Source organism: Ligilactobacillus ruminis DSM 20403 = NBRC 102161 (assembly GCF_900113455.1).
In the GTDB taxonomy this organism is placed as follows: Bacteria; Bacillota; Bacilli; order Lactobacillales; family Lactobacillaceae; genus Ligilactobacillus; species Ligilactobacillus ruminis.
Map to the genome: position 1 here is coordinate 41,734 of NZ_FOPI01000008.1, position 21,817 is coordinate 63,550.

The 21,817-nt window shown below is 42.4% G+C and carries 23 protein-coding genes; 22 read left to right on the forward strand and 1 reads right to left on the reverse strand.

Annotation, left to right across the window (positions count from 1 at the left end):
• The first annotated feature begins 111 nt into the window (after positions 1-111).
• The 14 genes from BMZ95_RS03085 to BMZ95_RS03150 all read left to right on the forward strand — a co-directional run bounded on the left by BMZ95_RS03085 (position 112) and on the right by BMZ95_RS03150 (position 12,220).
• Positions 112-1,425 (forward strand): bifunctional folylpolyglutamate synthase/dihydrofolate synthase, encoded by a 1,314-nt coding sequence (locus tag BMZ95_RS03085; protein ID WP_046922062.1) that lies wholly within the window; start codon positions 112-114, stop codon positions 1,423-1,425.
• Positions 1,422-2,087, forward strand: coding sequence for an HAD family hydrolase (locus BMZ95_RS03090; protein ID WP_046922063.1), 666 nt, complete (start codon positions 1,422-1,424; stop codon positions 2,085-2,087). The genes BMZ95_RS03085 and BMZ95_RS03090 overlap by 4 nt, the downstream gene beginning before the upstream one ends.
• Before the next feature lie 51 nt (positions 2,088-2,138).
• Positions 2,139-2,813 (forward strand): RadC family protein, encoded by a 675-nt coding sequence (gene radC, locus BMZ95_RS03095; RefSeq protein ID WP_014073740.1) that lies wholly within the window; start codon positions 2,139-2,141, stop codon positions 2,811-2,813.
• A gap of 18 nt (positions 2,814-2,831) precedes the next feature.
• Positions 2,832-3,041, forward strand: a complete 210-nt coding sequence (locus BMZ95_RS03100) for a cold-shock protein (RefSeq protein WP_003698712.1) — start codon at positions 2,832-2,834, stop codon at positions 3,039-3,041.
• Between the two features lie 199 nt (positions 3,042-3,240).
• On the forward strand, positions 3,241-4,245 hold the full coding sequence (locus BMZ95_RS03105) for a rod shape-determining protein (protein WP_014073739.1): 1,005 nt from the start codon (positions 3,241-3,243) through the stop codon (positions 4,243-4,245).
• Positions 4,246-4,319: 74 nt separating this feature from the next.
• Positions 4,320-5,171 (forward strand): rod shape-determining protein MreC, encoded by an 852-nt coding sequence (gene mreC / locus BMZ95_RS03110; protein ID WP_014073738.1) that lies wholly within the window; start codon positions 4,320-4,322, stop codon positions 5,169-5,171.
• 10 nt (positions 5,172-5,181) lie between these two features.
• The gene (gene mreD / locus BMZ95_RS03115; protein ID WP_014073737.1) at positions 5,182-5,703 is read left to right on the forward strand and encodes a rod shape-determining protein MreD; all 522 of its coding nucleotides are present in this window, start codon (positions 5,182-5,184) and stop codon (positions 5,701-5,703) included.
• A 20-nt stretch (positions 5,704-5,723) separates the two neighbouring features.
• Positions 5,724-6,392, forward strand: coding sequence for a septum site-determining protein MinC (locus BMZ95_RS03120; RefSeq protein WP_014073736.1), 669 nt, complete (start codon positions 5,724-5,726; stop codon positions 6,390-6,392).
• Entirely contained in the window at positions 6,392-7,198 is an 807-nt protein-coding gene (gene minD, locus BMZ95_RS03125) for a septum site-determining protein MinD (protein ID WP_014073735.1), read from the forward strand. Before BMZ95_RS03120 ends, minD begins: the two co-directional genes overlap by 1 nt.
• A gap of 305 nt (positions 7,199-7,503) precedes the next feature.
• Entirely contained in the window at positions 7,504-8,151 is a 648-nt protein-coding gene (locus tag BMZ95_RS03130) for an amino acid ABC transporter permease (protein WP_014073734.1), read from the forward strand.
• Between the two features lie 11 nt (positions 8,152-8,162).
• Complete coding sequence (locus BMZ95_RS03135; RefSeq protein ID WP_014073733.1) at positions 8,163-8,792, forward strand: amino acid ABC transporter ATP-binding protein; 630 nt, start codon at positions 8,163-8,165, stop codon at positions 8,790-8,792.
• Positions 8,793-8,828: 36 nt separating this feature from the next.
• Complete coding sequence (locus BMZ95_RS03140) at positions 8,829-9,617, forward strand: amino acid ABC transporter substrate-binding protein (protein ID WP_404802667.1); 789 nt, start codon at positions 8,829-8,831, stop codon at positions 9,615-9,617.
• A 60-nt stretch (positions 9,618-9,677) separates the two neighbouring features.
• Positions 9,678-11,141 carry a cardiolipin synthase gene (gene cls, locus BMZ95_RS03145; protein ID WP_046922065.1) on the forward strand — a complete coding sequence of 488 codons (1,464 nt, stop codon included), beginning with the start codon at positions 9,678-9,680 and terminating at the stop codon, positions 11,139-11,141.
• Positions 11,142-11,287: 146 nt separating this feature from the next.
• Positions 11,288-12,220 (forward strand): alpha/beta hydrolase, encoded by a 933-nt coding sequence (locus BMZ95_RS03150; RefSeq protein WP_046922066.1) that lies wholly within the window; start codon positions 11,288-11,290, stop codon positions 12,218-12,220.
• A gap of 180 nt (positions 12,221-12,400) precedes the next feature.
• On the opposite strand, the gene BMZ95_RS03155 is transcribed toward BMZ95_RS03150, so the two are convergent.
• On the reverse strand, positions 12,401-12,520 hold the full coding sequence (locus tag BMZ95_RS03155) for a DUF4044 domain-containing protein (protein ID WP_003698703.1): 120 nt from the start codon (positions 12,518-12,520) through the stop codon (positions 12,401-12,403).
• A gap of 195 nt (positions 12,521-12,715) precedes the next feature.
• Here BMZ95_RS03155 and asnB point away from each other — a divergent pair, with 195 nt between their 5' ends.
• The 8 genes from asnB to BMZ95_RS03195 all read left to right on the forward strand — a co-directional run bounded on the left by asnB (position 12,716) and on the right by BMZ95_RS03195 (position 21,816).
• On the forward strand, positions 12,716-14,611 hold the full coding sequence (asnB, locus tag BMZ95_RS03160) for an asparagine synthase (glutamine-hydrolyzing) (RefSeq protein WP_046922067.1): 1,896 nt from the start codon (positions 12,716-12,718) through the stop codon (positions 14,609-14,611).
• A 16-nt stretch (positions 14,612-14,627) separates the two neighbouring features.
• Entirely contained in the window at positions 14,628-15,824 is a 1,197-nt protein-coding gene (gene dapG, locus BMZ95_RS03165) for an aspartate kinase (protein WP_046922068.1), read from the forward strand.
• 10 nt (positions 15,825-15,834) lie between these two features.
• Positions 15,835-16,209: a DUF3397 domain-containing protein gene (locus BMZ95_RS03170; RefSeq protein WP_003698700.1), complete on the forward strand. Its 375-nt coding sequence runs from the start codon at positions 15,835-15,837 to the stop codon at positions 16,207-16,209.
• 190 nt (positions 16,210-16,399) lie between these two features.
• A complete protein-coding gene (mraZ, locus tag BMZ95_RS03175) occupies positions 16,400-16,831 on the forward strand; it encodes a division/cell wall cluster transcriptional repressor MraZ (protein WP_014073726.1) in 432 nt (143 codons plus the stop codon).
• An 11-nt stretch (positions 16,832-16,842) separates the two neighbouring features.
• Positions 16,843-17,793, forward strand: coding sequence for a 16S rRNA (cytosine(1402)-N(4))-methyltransferase RsmH (gene rsmH / locus BMZ95_RS03180; protein WP_046922069.1), 951 nt, complete (start codon positions 16,843-16,845; stop codon positions 17,791-17,793).
• 15 nt (positions 17,794-17,808) lie between these two features.
• Positions 17,809-18,168: a cell division protein FtsL gene (ftsL, locus tag BMZ95_RS03185; protein ID WP_046922070.1), complete on the forward strand. Its 360-nt coding sequence runs from the start codon at positions 17,809-17,811 to the stop codon at positions 18,166-18,168.
• A gap of 24 nt (positions 18,169-18,192) precedes the next feature.
• Positions 18,193-20,325: a penicillin-binding protein gene (locus BMZ95_RS03190; RefSeq protein ID WP_404802666.1), complete on the forward strand. Its 2,133-nt coding sequence runs from the start codon at positions 18,193-18,195 to the stop codon at positions 20,323-20,325.
• A gap of 15 nt (positions 20,326-20,340) precedes the next feature.
• A complete protein-coding gene (locus BMZ95_RS03195) occupies positions 20,341-21,816 on the forward strand; it encodes a UDP-N-acetylmuramoyl-L-alanyl-D-glutamate--2,6-diaminopimelate ligase (protein WP_046922072.1) in 1,476 nt (491 codons plus the stop codon).
• The last annotated feature ends 1 nt before the right edge of the window (position 21,817 follow it).

Sequence of the window (21,817 nt, forward strand, 5' to 3'; positions counted from 1 at the left end):
TCGTACAGTCCGGGAATTATGATTGGGTCCCCGTTTCTTGAGTTTCTTTCGGTTACGGCTCTGCATTTCACGTGATATAATGGAGCCATGACACAGATACGGAGGCGGAACATGGCACAGATGAGTTATGACGAGGCGGTCTCGTTTATTCACGGCAGAAGAAAATTTACGAAGGATCCTTCACTGGTCAAAATGAGAAGGATGGCTGAACTGATGGGAAATCCTCAAAAAAAACTGAAATTGATTCACGTTACGGGAACGAACGGGAAAGGGTCAGTGACCGCATATCTGCGAGAGTTGCTGATGTCTCACGGATATCGCGTCGGGACGTTTACGTCTCCTTTTATCGTCAGGTTCAACGAGCGAGTCGCAATTAACGGTGAGATGATTCCTGATAATGAGTTGGTTGAAGAGGTCGAACGCATCAAGCCTGTCATCGAAAGGATTGATGACGAGTTTGACAATGACGGTCCAAAAGAATTTGAAGTTTTAACGGCAATAATGCTTGATTATTTTGTAAAAATGGAAGTTGATTATGCAATCATTGAGGTCGGAATCGGCGGAACGTATGATTCGACCAACATTATCGATCCGATCGTTTCAGTCATTACGACGGTTGCGATGGATCATGCAAATATTTTGGGAGACACGATCGCAAAGGTGGCGGAAAACAAGGCCGGAATCATTAAGAAAAAGCGCCCGGTCATCATCGGAAAACTTCCAAAAGAAGCGCTTGAAGTCATCTTAAGCAAAGCAAAAGAACAAGACAGTCGCATTTATCAGCCTGAAGTTGACTATCGGGCCAGGCTTGAAGAAGGCTGCGATCATTTTTGGGGAGAAAGCTTCGCATATGAATTTGAAGAGGAAAAATGGCCGCTTCAAAGGACGGGCTTGTTCGGTAATTTTCAAGTTGACAATGCTGCCTGCGCATTAACGGCATTCAAGGTTTTGTCAGAAATCGAAGGAATCAAAATCGATCGGAGAAAGGCTGGTGAAGCCTTGGAAAATACCAGGTGGCCGGGTCGATTTGAAAAAATTCAGGAAGATCCGCTGATTGTTTTGGACGGCGCGCATAATCCTTCCGCTATGGAAGAAGTTGAAAAAACGCTTGAAACAAATTTCAAAGGCAAGAAAATTACAGTTATTTTGGGTATTTTAGCTGACAAAAATTCAGGTGAGATGATTGATGTATTGCTTAAAAATCCAAAAGCAAGTATAATTTTGACTGGATTTGACGGTCCAAGACAAGTGGCCAGTCCGAAAAAAATGCATGAAAATCATCCACGGACGATTGAAATCGATGATTGGAAAGAAGCGCTTGAAGCAGCGCTTATGCAAAAAAGCGATCTGATTTTGGCGTCCGGATCGCTGTATTTCATATCGGACGTGAGAAAGCACATACTAGAACGAGGTGGACTCAGATGAGTGTAAAATTGGTGATTTTTGACATGGACGGAGTTGTGATTGATTCCGAGAAGGTTTACTTCAGGTCGAATCAGCTTGCGGCTGAGGAACTTGGAATCAAGGGCTTCACGATGGAATATTACCGTCAGTTCGTCGGTGCCGGAACGGAGCACATGATTGAGAAGATGACGGAGGACTACGGTGACAGGAACCTGGTGGAAAGGTTCGTCAGGCTCAGCATGGACAAGATCTATCCGGTCGTTGAGGCGGGCGAGCTTGAGCTTCGTCCGGGCTTCACGGAGCTTTCGGCCTATCTTAGGGAAAGCGGCATTCCGTTCACGCTGGCTTCAAGCAACTACAGGAAGGACATTCTGTACTATCTTGACAAGGTCGGCGTGAGAGACGACTTCAAGCGCATCGTTTCCGCCGATGACGTCGTGGAGGCCAAGCCGGCTCCGGACATCTTCAACACGGCCTGGGAGATTTCCGGCAGCCCGGCCAAGGACGAGGCATTGATCATCGAGGATTCCCATAACGGCATTCTGGCCGCCAACAATGCCGGCATTCCCGTCATCATGGTTCCGGACGTCATCCCCGCCGGCGAGTTCGAGCGCGAGCACACCGTTGCGGTGCTTGATGACCTCGTCTGCGTGAAAAATTATATCGAAAAAGAAAATAAATAAAATATTTCCCTTTCGATTTACGAATTTATGTATTGAGAGGGGGAAATAATCATGAGTTTGGTCAATGAGGTTTCAAGCAAGTATTTAACGGGACGAATAAAGCGTTTTGGCGTGCAGTCTTTGTCAGACAAGGAGTTGTTATATTATTTGCTCAACGTAAAAATGCAGGGCAAAAGGGCTTCAGAAGCATGCAATGCATTTTTCAAGGACTTTTCAGGCTTATTTCAGATTAAAGATTTTGTTCCTGAAAATTGGGAGCTTTTGCTTGGAAATGACGAGCAATCGCTTTTGATGGAGGCTATCTGCGAATTTTCCAAAAGAATGAAATGTCAGTTTAATCTGCCTTTGGGACAGTTTTGTTCAAGTTCAGTGGTCGGAAAATACATGATTGATGTTTTGGGTGATGAAAAGCAAGAAGCACTGGTCTGTTTTTTTCTTGATACCAAAAATCAGGTTTTGGAGCAAAAGAAAATCTTCAAGGGGACTCTGAATTCGGCAACTGTTCATCCAAGAGAAATTTTCAAAGAAGCTTTGAGACTTAGTACTGCCCGCATAATCGTCGTGCACAATCATCCGAGCGGGGATACGACGCCTTCTGAAAATGATCTCAGTTTGACAAAGAGACTGGAAGAATGCGGACATCTTTTGGGAATTGAACTATTGGATCATATCATTGTCGGAAACAGCTCATATCTCAGCATGCGTGAAGAAAATATTATCGGATAAGCGAAAGAGAGGATTTTAATGCTTAAAGGAACGGTTCATTTTTTTGATAAGAAGAAAGGGTACGGATTCATTACGCCGGACGAAGGAAACGAAGATGTTTTCGTACATTTTTCAGCGTTGGTTGGTTCAGGTTTCAAAACTTTGGAAGAAGGACAGCGCGTTGAATTTTGCGAAGTTGAAGGCAAAAAAAGTTTTCAGGCAGCAATGGTGACGGTCATTAATGATTAAGTTTTCTTAAAATATTTTAAAGATAGGCCTTTCAGAACGATTTTCAAGTTTCAGCAATTCAATTAGAGCCGGATCTATGCTATAATAAACCGCGTGAATTATTTTGAAAACGTATTGGAAACAATAGGTTTCAATGATACAATTGAAATAGACTGAAATTATTGCTCAGATAATGAGAAACATGAAGGGATGGAACATCGTGTTCGGAATCGGAACAAAAAATATTGGTATCGATTTAGGTACAGCAAATACAATCGTTTATGCTGAAGGAAAGGGAATCGTTTTGCGCGAACCTTCAGTCGTAGCTAAGAATACAAAGACAGGCGAAATCGTTTCCGTCGGTTCAGAAGCCCGTGCCATGATTGGTCGCACGCCCGCAAGCATTGTGGCTATTCGCCCAATGAAAGACGGCGTTATTGCTGATTATGATACAACTGTTGCCATGATGAAGTATTATATCGAAAAAGCACTTGGTCACAAGGGTTCAAAGCCATATGTGATGGTATGCGTTCCTAGCGGGGTTACGGAAGTTGAAAAGCGCGCCGTTATCGATGCAACAAGAATTGCCGGTGCTCGTGATGCTTACGTTATTGAAGAGCCTTTTGCAGCAGCTATCGGGGCAGGCCTTCCTGTGATGGATCCTACGGGCAGCATGGTTGTTGATATCGGTGGCGGTACGACTGACGTAGCAACGATTTCGCTTGGAGGAATCGTTTCAAGCCGTTCGATTCGCATGGCTGGTGATAAAATTGATGATTCGATCATCTACTACGTGCGCAAGAATTACAATTTGCTGATTGGCGAAAGAACGGCCGAACAGCTTAAGATTGACGTTGCTTCTGCTTCGGTCGAGTCTGCAAAACAGCTTGATTCGCAATCGATTCGCGGTCGCGATCTTGTTACGGGACTTCCCAAGACGATTGAAATCAAGGCTGAAGACGTTGCTGAAGCCATTCAAGAAGTCGTTGAAGAAATCATTACGGCAATTAAAGAAACGCTTGAAGAAACGTCTCCTGAAATTGCAGCTGACGTTATCGATCACGGGATCGTCCTGACGGGTGGCGGCGCATTGCTTCGTCATTTACCTGATGTTATTTCTGAAGCAACAAAGGTTCCGGTATTCGTTGCACAAGATCCGCTTGACTGTGTTGCGGTTGGCACCGGTGAATCATTGAAAAATATCGATGTAATGAAGAAAAACTAGGATTGACGATTAAGTCGTTTCATTAGGAGGTTGGGTTTGATCGTCCAACCTCTTAATTTTTATGAGGTGAAATTATGCAGAAGTTCTTTTTCAATAAAAAACTTGTTGTGACACTGCTTGGCTTGATTGTCAGCTTTTTGCTGATTGCATTTTCAATCAGTGTGCGCAATAATCGTTCAATGCCGCCGTTTATCGTTCAGTTCGGAAACGAAGCCGCCGGAGTTGTCAACACGGTAGTCAGCTATCCGGTTAATGGTGTTGCCAAAGTAGGCAGTAACGTATCTGACTTGTTAAATACGTACGAAGAAAATCAGAAACTGAAAAAAGAAGTCGACAGTTTGGCCTCACAACGCGTTGAAAATCAAACATTGGCAAAAGAAAACAAACAGCTCAAGCGTCAGCTGAAACTTAACAAGAGTTTGACTGATTATGATAAAATCAGCGCTTACGTTCTTTCAAGAACGCCTTCAGCATGGCAAAATCAAGTCATTATTTCGAAAGGCAAAACGGCGGGCGTCGTCAAGAATGCGGCCGTTATGTCAAAGGAAGGTCTTGTTGGCCGCGTCGTTGAAGTCAATCAGACAAACAGCAAAGTTGAACTTTTATCGACCGAAAATGATGATGCAAATCGTTTTGCCGTCCAATTGATCAATTCCAAAGACGAGACGGTAAACGGCTTGATCACGGGCTACAATTCTGAAAAAAATGAGCTGATCATGGGACAGGTCACGTCAAAGGTCAAAATCAAAAAAGGCACGAGCGTCATTACGTCAGGAATGGGCGGAAATACGCCTAAGGGCCTTTTGGTCGGGAAAGTTGTCCGAGTAGCCGATGATGATTACGGCCTGCCTTCAAAAATTTACATCAAACCCGCAGCTGATATGGCTGATCTTAGTGTCGTTACGGTTGCGAAAAGGATAGATTAGGGGTGAGCAGATGGAAACGTCAAAAATGAAGTACGTCTTTCCTGTTGGCTTGTTTCTGGCATTTTTGCTTGACGGAACGCTTTCGAGCATTCTTGCGAGTCAAATGTTTACCTCCAATGTCGCAATTGAAAGTCGATTAATTTTACTTTGGTTCGTGATGGCAATTTTTTATGGCGATGAAAAAGTCGAGCATATTTACGTTTGGGCTTTTCTTTCAGGATTGCTTTTTGATGTGTACTATACTGGCTTTTTGGGGATAATGACCATCATTGTTCCTTTCATCGTTTATTTGAATCGCGAAGCGACGCAATTTTTCGGAAAAGCCCCATTTATTATGGTACTATTGATATATCTGATAGATATTACGATTTTGACTGCGATGAATTATTTTGCATTTTCGTTGATCGGACAAGCTTCGACGCAATTTGACGAATTTGTTATGCGTGTTCTTTGGCCGACTCTGGTCTATAATATCGCACTATTTGTAATTTTGTTCGTTCCTGTCAAAAGGGTTTTTACGGACATATCGTAATTGATGAGGGGGAATTTTGAATGCCGTCAGTTATTTTAAAAGGTCACAAAGAAGGGTATGAGTTTATTCTTAAAGATGTGAGCTCATTTAACGAAATAAAAAATGAAATTGATGAAATTTTAAAAAAGGTTCAAAATGAGAAAACTTCAAAGGGTGACAAGCTGACTTTTGCATTAAACACGGGCAACAGGTTGCTCAATCAGGAGCAACAAACAGAGATTGAGGAAATATTCGAAAATTATCCGCGGTTTTCAATTCGCAAACTAAATGCTGACGTTCTTTCCAAAAGAAGCTTTCTTGAATTTTTGGATAACAGAACGATTCATCTTTGTTGCGAGATCATCAGAAACGGCCAGATTAAGGAAATGAACGGTGACGTTTTGTTTTGCGGATCAGTTCACAAGGGCGGCATTTTAAAAGCGACCGGCAGCATTTTTGTTTTGGGAAGAGTTGAAGGAGTTATTCATGCAGGGGCAAAAAATGATGCTCTTGCTGTCGTGTGCGGCAATATGGCCCATGCGCAACAAGTAAGAATTGCCGACTTGGTTGAGATCGTTTCTGAAACCGATTATGAGGACATGCAAAAATTGATTTACGTAAATGATTTGCACGCGCTTGATACGGCTGATGTTACCGAACTTAAGACGATTCGGCCAAAAGTATTTACACAAAATGGAGGCTTGATTTGATGGGAAGAGCAATTGTAATTACGTCCGGAAAGGGCGGCGTCGGTAAAACGACGACAACGGCCAATCTTGGTTCTGCTTTGGCTCTAATGGGCAAAAAAGTTATCATGCTTGATCTTGACATCGGTTTGCGCAATCTGGACGTTGTGTTGGGACTTGACAATCGCATTATTTATGATATTGTTGACGTTGCCAAAGGAAGGTGCAAGCTTCATCAGGCCATTATCAAAGATAAACGCTTTGAAGACAAGCTTTTCTTGCTGCCGGCTGCACAAAATACCGATAAGTCTGCGATTGAGCCGGAGGAAGTCAAGGCAATCGTTGCTGATCTGAAGAGTGATTTTGACTATATTTTGCTTGATTGTCCGGCTGGGATTGAACAAGGTTTTGCCAATTCGGTTGCTGGCGCTGATGAAGCTATCGTTGTTTCGACACCCGAAATTTCAGCTGTCAGGGATGCTGATCGAGTAGTCGGTCTGCTGGAACAGGCTGATCTTGATGAACCGCCGATGCTTATTATTAATCGTATTAAAAAGCGAATGGTTAATGACGGAACGATGATGGATGTTGATGAGATTACTCACCATTTGTCGATTAAATTGATTGGAATCGTCTTTGACGATGATGAGGTTATCGGAACTTCCAACAAGGGCGAACCAATCGTCTTGAATGAAAAGAGTCCGGCGTCAAAAGGGTATCGAAACATAGCCCGTCGGCTTGAGGGGCAGACGGTTCCTTTGATGACGCTGAAAGAAAGCGATGAAAGCGGATTTTTTGGCAAGATAGCGTCATGGTTTCAAAAAAAGTAATTTGACAAACTGATGATTGAATGTTAGTCTGTATAAAAATTCATATTTAGAATAATGTTGAGCGGAAGAGTAGGTTGATGAGTCGCTAAGAGAGTTCCTGTTGCTGCAAAGGAATCGATGAATTTTCCGAACCACACCCGTGAGTTAGCGAAGAAATTTGCTCGGATGCCCCGTTATCGGCAACAAGTCATCGACTTGCTGAGGCCGGCTTCGTGAGAAGTTGGTAAATCGGAGGTGGAACCGCGCAACAACGCCCTCTTGGAATTTTCCAAGAGGGCTTTTTCAATTTTTCAGGGGGTTCACGTATGAATTATATATTCGAAATTATGCCATCTTTATTGGACGGAACGGAGATGACGCTTTCTATTTTCGTGTTGACGCTTGTTTTTTCATTGCCGTTGGGTTTGATTTGCGCACTCGGAAGATGCTCAAAATTTAAGATATTAAATGCAGTCCTGCGTTTTTATATTTGGTTGATGCGCGGAACGCCGTTGCTTTTGCAATTGATTTTTGTGTTTTACGGACTTCCGCTGTTGGGAACGGGAATCGTGCTTCCAAGATATGCAGCAGCTTTGGTAGCGTTTGTTTTGAATTATACGGCGTATTTTGCAGAAATTTTTCGTGGCGGTCTGCAGTCGATTGATCGTGGTCAGTATGAAAGCGCCGGGGTGTTAAGGCTGACTTATTGGCAAACCATCAGGAAAATTATTGCGCCTCAGGTTATGAAAATCGTCGTTCCTTCAATCGGAAATGAGGTAATCAATCTTATCAAAGATTCAAGCTTGGTTTATGTGATAGGACTTGGCGATCTTCTTCGTGCCGGGAACGTTGCTTCCAGTCGGGATGTTTCTTTGATTCCCCTTGTTTTGGTCGGAATAATCTATTTGGCGCTGACGGCCGTCTTTACCTGGATGTTGCAAAATGTTGAAGCAGTATACGGAAAATGGAAGTAAGGGTGATTTGAATGCTTGAGCTTAAGAATATTAAAAAGAGTTTTTCCGGACGAAAGATTCTTGACGGAATCAGTCTTAAAGTGACCGATGGTGAGATTATGTGCATCGTCGGACAGTCCGGTGGCGGAAAAACGACGCTTTTAAGGTGCATCAGCGGATTGGAACGCATTGACGAAGGAGAGATGATGCTTGACGGAAAGAAGTTTGATCCAATGTCTTCAAAAGAAGCGCTCATTGGAGTCGTCTTTCAGGAGTACAACCTTTTTCCGCATTTGTCGGTTTTGGAAAACGTGACTCTGGCTCCAAAGATCGCTTTGAAAAAAGATCCGCAGGCAGTTGAAAAAGAAGCACGACAATTGTTGAAAAAGCTGGCTTTAGAGGGTAAGGAGAATCTTTATCCGTATCAGCTTTCAGGCGGTCAAAAGCAACGTGTCTCGATTGCGAGGGCGCTTGCGATGCATCCTAAAATTTTGTGCTATGACGAACCGACAAGTGCGCTTGATCCTGGGTTGAGGGACAAGGTCAGGGACATTATTTTAAGTTTAAAAAAAGAATCGATGACTCAAATTATAGTGACTCATGATCTTAAGTTTGCAAGGGAGATAGCTGATGATGTTTTGAAAGTCAGACCTGTTTCATAGAGGTGAATTGATGTGAAAAGGAAAAGTCGTATCGGAATATGCTTGTTTTTTGCTCTTTGTTTGTTGGGAGGATGTTCGAATTCAAAATTAAGGGCTGAAAAAGTAGATAACTGGGCTAGGATCAAACATCACGGAATGGTCGTCGTCGGTTTGGACGATAGTTTCGTACCAATGGATTTTCGTCAAAAAAACGGACGACTTGCCGGATATGACGTTGATTTGGCCAAAGCTGTCTTTAAAAAATGCGGATTAAAACCTGATTTCCAAACGATTGACTGGTCAATGAAAGAAACCGAGCTGATGAACGGAACGATTGACGTTATTTGGAACGGATACAGCAAAACTTCAGAACGGATGAAAAAAGTCGCTTTTTCAAATTCGTATCTTGCAAACGACCAGGTGCTCGTGACAAAGGAAAAGAACGTCAAAAATGGGGCAGACATGAAAGACAAGGCGATTGGCGTTCAAAGCGGATCATCGGGATACGATTGTTACGTTGGATATCCTGATCTGCTTAAAAAGCATGCTCGCAAAACGATTCAATATGATACTTTCAACGATGCTTTTTTGGATCTTGATGCCAAAAGAATTTCGGGAATCGTGATTGATAAAGTGTATGCGTCATACGTTATATCACATAAAAGCGATCCTTTGAGCTATCATGAAGTTTCCATCGGCTATCCTAAAGAAGAATTTGCGGTTGGAATCAGAAAGGGCGATAAAAAACTCAGATTGAAAATCAATCGTGCGCTCAAAGAGCTAAAAAAGGATGGTACGATTAAAAAAATTAATCATAAATGGTTCGGGAAAAATTTTATTGACTGACAAATATCGATTTTTGGGCTAAAATTAACTGTATAGTCTTTTTAGAAGGGTGATGTGACGGTGGGTACAGTAATTTGGATAATCATTTTGATTTTATTGTTAAATACGACTGCGGCAATCATTACTGTATTTAAAGAAAAAAGAGACATCGCAGCGACTTGGGCCTGGCTTTTGGTTTTAAACCTTTTGCCTGTAGTTGGATTCGTGATTTACCTGTTTGCCGGAAAGAAAATTTCGAAAGAAAAGATTTTTGATTTGCGGACTCAGGAACGGACAGGAATCAGCCAGCTTGTTGCTTTGCAAAAGGAGCAGTGGAACGAAAAAGAGCTAATGCCAAGCGATTTGCTGACGGATGAGGCAAGACAGACCGTCAGAGCTTTGCTTGTGGCTGACGATGCGATTTTGACGAAAAATAATGAAGTCAAGGTTTATACGGACGGTCATGAAAAATTCAGAGCGCTGATTGAAGACGTCAGAAAGGCCAAAGATCACGTGCATGTCGAATATTATTCGTTTTTTTCGGATCAAATCGGGACGGAACTTTTGCATGCGTTGGAGGATGCATGCTCCCGCGGAGTCGAAGTTCGCATTATCTATGACAGCATGGGTTCCAGGGGCCAGCGTCGTGGCTTTTTCAAGCGCCTTGAAAGTTTAGGCGGAAGGGCAGAGGTGTTTTTTGGATCAAAAGCGGCTCCCGTTCACAGTCCGCGGCTGAATTATCGGTTGCACCGTAAAATTGTCGTTATTGACGGAAAAATCGGCTATATCGGAGGCTTTAACGTTGGTGATCAGTATTTGGGACTTTCGAAAAAATTTGGCTATTGGCGCGACACCCATTTAAGAATTGTCGGAAACGCTTGTGCCGTTATGCAGTCGCGGTTTTTTATGGATTGGAACGCGACGATTGCCAGGACGCGTGAAAAAGATCGACTTGAATATTCAAATCATTATTTTCCGCTTGAAAAAAGCAAGGGTCAAACGAGTATTCAAATTGTATCATCTGGTCCTGATTCCGAGACTGAGGCAATCAGGCTCGGATATTTGAAAATGATCAGTTCGGCCAATGAATATATTTGCATCCAGACGCCTTATCTCATTCCGGATGATGCTGTGATGGATGCATTGAAACTGGCGGTCTATTCCGGAATCAGGGTAAGAATCATGATTCCTTCGATGCCTGATCACCCGTTTGTCTATCGCGCAACGGAATATTATGCAAGAGAACTTGTTAATAATGGGGTTGAACTCTATCGTTACGATAACGGTTTTTTGCATGCAAAGACGATGGTAATTGACGGGCAGATTTCATCGGTCGGGTCGGCCAATCTTGATTTCAGAAGCTTTAAACTTAATTTCGAGGGAAATGCTTTTTGCTATGACCGTGATTTGGCAAGGCATCTAACCGATATTTTTGATGAAGATACGAAAGAATGTACAAAATTGACTGAGGAGTATTTCTTGAATCAGTCTGCTTGGAGGAGATTCAAACAGTATTTTTCAAGGCTTTTGTCGCCGATTTTATAACCAACGTGGAGTTTCGCTGCGGATAAAGTGGAGAACATGCAGCGAAAACAGTGCTGGCTGATCAAAGAATTAAACCTAATAAAAAGGAGGGTAAACGGGAAGATTATGGCGATGGAAAAATGTTGCCTTCTCGTCCCAAAAAATAAATGAAAAAACGTTCAATATGGAAAAAAATCGCTTTAGCAGTCATTGTTGTGATTATTGCTGTTTATGCAGCAGCCAATGCATACCTGATCAACTATGCTTTCATCCGTCCAAGCGGTGGCAATGGAAATGACAGGCCATCAAAAGCGTTGGTCAAAAACCAAAAATGGCTTTCAAAGCAAAGGACTTATGTTTGGAAGCAAAAAGCCGTCGGAACGGACATCAAGCTCAAGGCGATTTATTTGCCGGCTGAAGCAAAGACGAACAAGACAATTATTGTTGCGCACGGATATCACGGCAGTTCATACAATATGGCAAGCTATATCAGGATGTTTCACAACCAGGGCTATAACGTGCTTTCTCCTGATGACAGGGCCTCTGGCAAAAGCGGAGGCAAGTTTATTACCTTTGGGTGGAAGGATCGTTTGGACTATTGCCAATGGGTCAGGCAAGTCATCAGAAAAAACGGAAACGATTCGCGCATCGGACTGTTCGGTGTCAGCATGGGCGGTGCAACCGTAATGATGGTCAGCGGTGAAAAACTGCCGAAACAAGTTAAGGCAATCGTTGAAGATTGCGGTTATTCCAGCGTTTATGATGAATTGAGCACTCAGCTGACGGAGCAGTTCGGACTTCCGAAGGAGCCGATTTTAAGCACGACGGCTTTGTTTGCCAGTCCTTTTATCGGCTACAACTTTGCTAAGGAAGGAAGTTCCGTTGCGCAGCTTAAGAAAAACACGCGCCCGATTTTTTTGATTCATGGTGATTCTGATGATTTTGTTCCGACTTCAATGCTTCAGAAGAATTATGATGCCGTCAAGTCGACAAAAAAGAAATGGGTCGTGAAAAATACGCGTCACGCTAATGCTTATTATACTCATCCGAAAGAGTATGCCAGGAAAGTCGGAAAGTTTTTTGGCAAATATCTTGATTAAGCAATGATTTCGTGAATCGTTCATCATGAAACCACGCGCCATAGTGATGAACGAAAAAAGTCGAGGAATTGACATACGTTCTCGAAGTTTTATTTTTGACTTCAAGGGTACGGATCGATTCCTCGACTTTTAAATTCAGATTTCAGTATCAATCGTCGTTTTCTTCGATAAAGAAGATAATCATCCCGTGATAAATTGGCTCAAAGCTCCCAAAATTACGGCTCCGACCGTAAAAATAAGCATCAGCCAAACAACAACCATGGTGATTTTTTGGAACGTTGACTTTTTTTTCTTTTCCAAATGGCATTTTCCTTTCAGAACAGATTTTTAAGTTAACTATACCCTTGATTAAGGCACTATGTCAAATTGACAATCAGCATAAAATCTTTCTTAATAGTTTCTGAAAGTTGCACAAAAAAATTGAATTTAGAAAAATTAACACTTATAATTGTACAAGTGTTACTGTATTATGAAGAAATGAAGGAGGCTTATGTCATGTGCGGTTTTGTAGGATGCCTGACAGATGTTGAAAAAAATGCCGAAAGTAACTGCAAAGATAAAATTAAAGAAATGAATGACATGATTGTTCATAGAGGTCCTGATGACGAGGGGTATTTTGAAGACAAAAACATTACGATGGGATTCAGAAGATTGTCGATCATCGACCTTGAAGGGGGGCATCAGCCGTTATCTTATGACAATGGTCGTTACTGGATGACGTTTAACGGTGAAATTTACAACTACATCGAATTGCGTCAAAGTCTCATTGAAGATGGCTACGAATTTAAGACCGATTCTGATTCTGAAGTTATTTTGGGCATGTATGCCAAATACAAGGAGAAGTGTCTCGATTATTTCCGCGGGATGTTCGGCTTCGTAATTTGGGACAAACAGGAAGAAACTCTTTTTTGCGCTCGCGATCAATTCGGAATCAAGCCTTTTTATTATGCTGAATCAGTAAATGATTTCTACTACGCTTCTGAAAGCAAGGCCATTTACAAGGTTTTGGAAGATAAAAAGTTCGACAAGGATGCATTGCAAGATTACATGACTTTCCAGTTTGTTCCTGAACCGGAAACTCTGACTAAAGAAATCAAGATGCTCGAACCTGGGCATTATATCGTCAAGAAACTTGGACAAAGTCCCGTAATCAAGCGTTATTACTATGCACAGTTTTCCCCCGTCGTTCGTCCTGAAGAAGAGTACGTTAAAAAAGTTCGCGAAATCTTGTTTGATTCCGTTGAAAAGCATATGCGTGCAGACGTTCCGGTCGGATCATTTCTTTCAGGCGGAATCGATTCGTCAATCGTCGTTGCGATTGCCAAGAATTTCAATCCTAATCTTGAAACGATTTCAGTCGGATTTGAACGTGAAGGCTATAGCGAGCTTGACGTTGCCAAGGAAACGGCCGACAAGCTTGGCGTTGACAATTTCAGTTCCGTGATTACGCCGCAAGAATTCATGAGGGCCTTTCCTCACTTTGTTTGGAGCATGGATGATCCGTTGGCTGATCCGGCTGCCGTCCCTCAATATTTTCTTGCAAAAGAAGCCAGAAAGCATGTTAAGGTTGCTTTGACCGGCGAAGGAGCGGACGAATTGTTCGGTGGATATACGATCTATCATGAACCTGAATCGCTGAAAATTTTCAATTACTTGAAGCCAATCAACAAAGGGTTAAATGCGATTGCTCGTTTGATACCGGACGGGGTCAAGGGAAAGAGCTTTATTTTGCGCGGAACGACTCCGCTTGAGAAACGCTATGTCGGTAATGCGTTTATTTTTAGCGAAAGCGAAAAAAAGCAGTTCTTCAAGGACTATAATGAAAATCATCCGTTTGAAACGATGACTTCAAAACTTTATTCAGATTCAAAGAATTATGATCCGATTACGAGGATGCAATTTGTCGACATGCATCATTGGCTGAATGGTGACTTGCTGCACAATGCCGACAGAACGACATTGGCGCACAGCCTTGAATTACGGACGCCATTTTTGGATAAGGAAGTCTTTGAGGTTGCAAGTCATATTCCGGCAGATCTCAGAATTGCTCATAATACTACCAAATATATTCTGCGCAAGGCGGCAGAAGGGGTCGTTCCGGAACATGTTTTGAATCGCAAAAAATTAGGGTTCCCTGTGCCTATTCGTTTCTGGCTGCGCGATGAAATGTACGACTGGGCTCGTCAAATCATTAATGAATCACAAACGGATCAATATTTCCGCAAGGATTACTTCTTGAAACTGCTTGAAGATCATAAGAATTTGAAAGCTGACAATTCTCGCAAGCTGTGGACGGTTTTGACGTTTATGATGTGGCATAAAATTTACGTTGAATCCGATCATTTGATGAATTCAGCAGAATCAAGGGCTTTGATTGATCAAGACGTTTAAGGAGGTCAGTTAGCTGATGAAAATTGTAGTTCAGAAATTCGGCGGGACTTCTGTCAAGGACGATGAGTCAAGACATATGGCCATGAAGCACGTGGCATGTGCGGTTAAGAAAGGATTCAAAGCGGCAGTCGTGGTTTCAGCAATTGGTCGCAAGGGAGCTCCTTATGCTACCGATTCTTTGCTTGAACTTGTCGGAAACGAAAAATCGAAGCTCTCTCCGCGTGAAATGGATATGCTGGTTTCGGTCGGAGAAGTTATTTCAGCTGCAGTTTTTTGTGAGATGTTAAAAGAAAACGGACTGAAGGCCACGGCAATGACCGGACCTGATGCCGGATTCAAGACAAATAACGACTATCGCAATGCCAAGGTTATTGACGTTGAAAAACAAAATGTGATGGAGACTTTTAAGTCTTTCGATGTCGTTGTCGTTGCCGGATTTCAAGGCCTTTCGAAATCAGGGCATGTCACAACGCTTGGAAGGGGCGGTTCGGATACTTCTGCAGCGTTGCTCGGAGCAGCTCTCGGAGCGGAATATTGTGATATTTTCACTGATGTTTCAGGAATGATGACGGCTGATCCGCGGTTGGTTGAAAAGGCAAAGTTTTTAAAGAACGTTTCTTATGAAGAAGTTGCCAATATGGCACATGAAGGTGCAAAAGTCATTCATCCGCGTGCGGTTGAAGTTGCGCAACAGGCACATCTGCCACTAAGGATTCGCTCGACTTGGGATGACGTTGATGAAACCGGAACAGTTATTTCAGATAGAAATTTGGCAATCAATCATTATCGCACGGTGACGGGAATCGCTCATCAAACGGGATTGACACAGTTCACGGTCAAGTCTGAGGATTGTTCTGCTGACAGATTGTTTGATTTGTTGGCAGTTAACGACTTGAGCGTTGATTTTATCAATATTTCGCCGGAGAAATACGTTTTTAATCTTAATCGTGAACATAGTCTCGTTGCAAAAACGGTGCTTTCAGAAGCCGGGATTCCGGTTTCAATCGTCGAAGACTGCGTCAAAGTTTCAATCGTCGGAGCCGGAATCATGGGGACTCCAGGCATTACAGCCAAAATGGTCGGTGCTTTGATGAGAGAAAAGATTGAAATTTTGCAAACGACAGACAGCTATACGACAATTTGGGTGCTGGTTCATGGCAAAGATCTCAAGCGAGCGGTAAACGTTTTGCATGAGACGTTTTTAGGCGAATAGGATGGGTTGAATGAGATTTTTGATTCACTCATGGGCGGGGCAGATTATTTTGCCGCTGCTTGTTTTCATGATGCTTTATTTGATAAAGTTTGCTTTGGGCAAAAAAATAAAAATCAGATTGGCCGACTTTCTGTTGCCTTTTCTCTTTTTTTCGATTCATTCGCTCTCCGTGAATGTTTTTGGGATTTCAATTTTGCCATTCGTTATTTTTGCTTTTTCAGCATATGGTTTTTTGAAGATAGTCATCATGGCTTTTTATGAAGGAAAATTCATGATTGACAAGTTCTTTGATCGATACTTGTATATTTGGGATTTGATTTCGATTTTTCTGTATGCATTATTGGTTGTTCTTCAGCTTTCCAAGATAATAAATACCGTTATTTGAAAAAGCGGCATGAATAAATTTTAAACCAAACGATGTTTTTGACGTCGTTTGGTTTTTTTATTCTTCTAAAAGCTATGGAAAACAAATTTTGGGGCGTTCAAATTTAAAAGTGGCGTCTTATGTATAATTGGTGGTACAAAGTGGTGAGTTGTGGTAATATTAACTATGTTGAAAAATGGGGGTGGTAGATGTGTTTTTTGGTGAATATCGACACAATTTGGACGCCAAGGGACGCATCATCGTCCCAGCAAAATTCAGAGAGGGACTTGGAGAAAAGTTCTACGTGACTCGCGGAATGGACGGCTGCTTGTTCGTTTATGCCGAAAACGAATGGAATCTTTTGCAAGAAAAGCTTCAAAAATTACCGCTTGCCAGGAAAGAGGCTCGTGCATTCGTGCGTTTCTTTTATTCGGCTGCGACTGAGTGCGTGCTTGACAAGCAGGGACGAATCAATCTTCCAAAAACGTTGTGCGATTATGCCGAACTTGTCAAACCTTGCGTTTTTATCGGTGTCTCGAATCGAATTGAAATTTGGTCTGAACAACGTTGGGAAAAAGCATCGGAACAGGCAGCAGAAAATTTTGACGATATGGCAGAAAATCTGCTTGATTTTGGATTGTAGGTGAAAAATGAATGGCGGAATTTGAACACGTAACGGTTCTTTTAAATGAAGCTGTCGAAGGATTGAATATAAAGCCTGACGGAGTGTATGTTGACTGTACGCTGGGCGGAGGAGGACATACGAAGAAGATCTTGTCTGAATTATCCGAGAAAGGTCGGCTTTATTCGTTTGATCAGGATCAGACTGCGATTGATTACAATGAAGAACAGCTGAAAAATGAAATCGAAAAAGGTCGGCTGACCCTTATCAAGAGCAATTTCCGAAATATCGCTTCAGAACTTGAAAAACGCGACGTTCCTTCGGTTGACGGAATCGTTTACGATTTAGGCGTTTCGTCGCCTCAATTTGATGTCGGCGAACGGGGGTTCAGTTATCAGCATGATGCAGTCTTGGACATGCGCATGGATCAAACGAATGACTTGACTGCGGAAACAATCGTCAACGAGTGGAGCTATAACGATTTGGTACGGGTTTTTGTCAGATACGGTGAAGAAAAATTTGCCAAATCAATTGCTAGACGGATTGAAAAGGCCCGTCAGAATGAAAGAATCAAAACGACTGGGCAACTTGTCGAGCTGATTAAAGAAGGGATTCCGGCTAAAGCCAGGAGGAAAGGCGGTCATCCGGCCAAAAAGGTCTTTCAGGCGATCAGAATAGCAGTCAATGATGAATTGGGAGTTTTAGAAGAATCCTTGGAAGAAGCATTCGGACTTTTAAGTCTTCACGGAAGAATCAGCGTTATCACGTTTCAGTCGCTTGAAGATCGGCTTGTCAAATCAATGTTTAGGGAAAAGACGAGTTTACCCGAGCTGCCGCCTGGTTTGCCCGTGATTCCAAGGGAAATGCAGCCTGAGTTTAAATTAATCAACAAAAAACCGATTCTTCCGACTAAAGATGAATTGGAAAATAATCACCGCGCACACTCTGCCAAGCTTCGAATAATTGAAAAAGCGGTAATCTAATTAGGGAGATATCATATGAACAATACTGCAATCAAGAAAATAGAAAAAAAGCAATCAATTAAACAAGCTTCAAGGAAAAATCAGCAAAAACTGGTTTATCAAATCGACGTGATGTCAGTCAAGATGTTTTTGATGTCGGCAATCGTTGCAATCGTAATCTTGGTTGTTGCAACAACAATTATCAGCATGAACAACAGGATTACAAAGACTCAAACGGAAATTGCAAAGATTGAGCAGAAGACAAAGGCACTGAACAATGAAAATGAAGATTTGAAGCTGAAAGCTGCTGACCTGATGAGCAATTCGCGTTTGGAGAAGATTGCTGAGAAAGCAGGTCTCAATTTGAACGATAATAATATGAGGAATGTAAAATAAATGAATAAATATGGAAAACGGCGGATGGCTGAGAAAAGGGATGTACAAAACCAGCGTGATTTCGGAAAATATTTTGCGCTCATTGTAGTGATTGTCTTTACGGTCTTTATCGGGCGTTTTCTTTATATTGCCGTGACGAAGAAAGTGTCCGGCAACAATCTGGTTGAAATCGCAAATCAAACGTATCATGAAAAGAGCACGCTCAAGGCCAGCCGCGGAACGATCTACGATGCTTCAGGCCAACTGATCGTTGAAGATACGAAAAGGTATTCGATCTATGTCGTTCTTTCTAAAACGGCAGTTGCGTACGGTCAGAAGCTGTATTTAAAAAACAGCGATAAAAAAAAGGCTGCAGAGATTTTGCATGAATATTTGGGAATGGACGTTGACAAGTTGCTGTCATTGTTCAGTCAGCCGAAGTATCAGGTCGAACTCGGAAAAAAGGGACAAGACATTTCTCTTTCAACAAAGAATCAAATTGTTAAAGAAATGAAAAAAAGCAAAATTACCGGAATCAATTTCAGTGAATCGACTGATCGAATGTATCCAAACGGAATTTTTTCATCTCATTTGATTGGCGTCGTTTCCAAAGACAGCAGCGGGAATTTATACGGCACGATGGGACTTGAAGCACTTTATGACAACTATCTCAAAGGAAGAGACGGTTATGACATGCGCTCAACAGACAGTCACGGAATCAAACTTTCCGGGATGAAAAGCAGACTGGTCAAGGCAAAAGACGGCGACAACATCTACACGACGTTTAATTCACGGGATCAAAGCTATCTCGAAAGCCTCCTGAATAAAGCGCAGGAAACCTATCATCCTAAATCGATGAATGTGGTGCTGATGAATGCCAAAACGGGGGCAATTCTCGCAGCAAGTCAACGGCCGACATTTAATCCTCAGACAAGAGAAGGAATTGAAGATCAATGGAAAAATACCTTGATGGAAGATACTTACGAGCCGGGATCCGTCATGAAGATTCTAACCATGTCTGCAGCCATCGACAGTGGAAATTATAATGAAAACGAATATTTTAAATCAGGATCAATGAAAATAGGCAACAGTCAGCGGGTCAATGACTGGGAAGTTGCCGGTTGGGGATACTTGAACTATCGTCAAGGGTTCATTCGTTCCTCAAATGTCGGAATGGCAAAGCTTGAGCAAAAGATGGGCGCAAAACTTTGGGAAAAATACATTAAGAAATTCGGCCTTTTGAAATCTACTGATTCAGGGCTCAGCAGCAACGAGTCCAGCGGAAGCATCGAGTATAAATATCCGATCGAGCAAGCCAACACTGCATTTGGCCAAGGCATCAACGTCACCGTCCTTCAAATGATGCAGGCTTTTTCTTCCGTGGCAAACAACGGTGAGATGGTAAAACCGTATCTTATTGAAAAAATCGTCAATCCGACAAGCGGAAAGACGATCAAAACAGACAAAAAGACCGTCGTAGGTCATCCAATCAAAAAGTCAACGGCAGAAAAGGTTCGCGACATGATGCAAGACGTCGTAAACGATCCTAACGGAACGGGCAATGCTTACAAAATCAACGGATATGATATTGGCGTCAAAACAGGTACTGCTCAAATTTCCGGAAACAACGGGTATTTGACCGGGGAGACGAATTACATCTTTTCGGTTGCGGGGATGGCACCAATCAAAAATCCTCAATACGTGCTTTACGTGACGATGAAGCAGCCGGCGGGATTCGGAGGAAAAACGTCAAGCGAGATGCTTGCAACGATTTTTAACCCGTTGATGAAACGAGTGCTTGATGAAAGCCAAAACGAATCGACACCAAGCGAAGCAATCGATGTTAAAAGCGTTGTCGGCCAAGAAACGGGAAATGCCGTTAAATCGTTTTCAGACAAAGACTTGGTAGTGACCGCAATCGGAAATGGTGCTAAGATTATAAAGCAGTCTTCTGATGCGGGCGAAGAATTGCTGCCCGGGCAACGGATAATTCTCGTGACTGATTCGGGACAGACGTTGCCAGACTTGAAAGGATGGACAAAATCAGATATGTTTAAACTGAAGAATCTGCTTGGCATCAATGTCAAATTCAAGGGATCCGGATTTGTCGAAAATCAAAGCGTCAAGCCCGGAACCAAGATTGCTGATATCAAAGAGCTTACAGTAGAATTGAAGTAGTGAAAGAGGGATAAAATGTTAGCAAGCACACTAATTTCCGAAATAAAATTCAAAGTCGTTTCTCCGAAAAATTATGACGATTTTGAAGTTTCGAGTCTTGTATCCGATACGCGAAAAGTTGAAGAGAACAGCATCTTTGTAGCAATCAAAGGATACACGGTGGATGGACACGAGTTTATTCCGGAGGCAATCAGAAAGGGCGCCAAGGCAATTGTCGTTCAAGAAGAAATAGACGATATCAAAGGCGTAACGATTGTTCGTGTAAATAATACCAATCGAGCTTTGGCTATTTTGGCCGATAAGTTTTATGGATCTCCTTCAAGTTCGATGAAGGTCATCGGCGTAACCGGAACAAATGGAAAAACGACCGTAACCCACATGATTGAAGCAATTTTCAGAGATCAAAAAGATCGGACCGGATTGATTGGAACCATGTATCGCAGAATCGGAGAAAAAACTTACCCGACTGCGAACACGACTCCTGACATCTTGACGTTACAAAAGACTTTTGCAGAAATGAAAAAGGAAAACGTCAAGGCCGCTGCAATTGAAGTTTCCTCAATTGCCCTTATTCAAGGGAGAGTATGGGGAATTGACGTCGATACTGCGGTCTTTACCAATTTTACGCAGGATCATTTGGACTACCATAAAACGATGGCAGAGTACGCGCACGCTAAAAGCCTGCTGTTCGCTCAGTTGGGAAACACTTACGGAAATGATAAGACTGCCGTCATAAATATTGACGATGAAATGGGGAAGAATTTTGCTCAGGATACCTCAGCTCAAGTCTTGACTTACGGAATTAAAAATGATGCGATGATCAAAGCGTCAAACGTCAAAATTCATTCTCAGGGAACCGATTTTGATTTGAAAGTTTTTGAAGATGAGTACCATTTACACGTCAAAACAGTCGGAATGTTTAACGTTTACAATCTTTTAGCAGCCTTCGGGGCGGCCTATGCAAACGGAGTTTCCATACATGCAATCATTGAAAGTCTGGAGAAATTTCCCGGCGTCAAAGGCAGATTGCAACTGATTTCTTCTGACTGCGGCATTAGCGCAATCGTTGATTATTCGCATACTCCGGATGGGTTGCTTAATGCCCTGGAAACAATTAACGAATTTGCTTCAGGAGATGTTTATTGCGTTGTCGGATGCGGAGGTGATCGCGATGCGACAAAACGTCCAAAAATGGCTCAGATAGCCGTTGAATATAGCAATCATCCTATTTTTACGTCAGATAATCCAAGAACTGAAGATCCTGAGAAGATTCTCGATCAAATGCTTTCAGGGGTTCCCGAAAAAAACGTCCCGGTCTACCTTGACCGCAGGGAGGCCATTCAGGCTGCCGTAAATGCGGCAAATCCTGGTGATATCATTTTGATTGCAGGCAAAGGCCATGAGGATTATCAAATTATCGGGCATACGAAGCATCACTTTGATGATGCTGAAGAAGCCACAAAAGCTTTGGACAGCAGGGAAGGAAGATAGC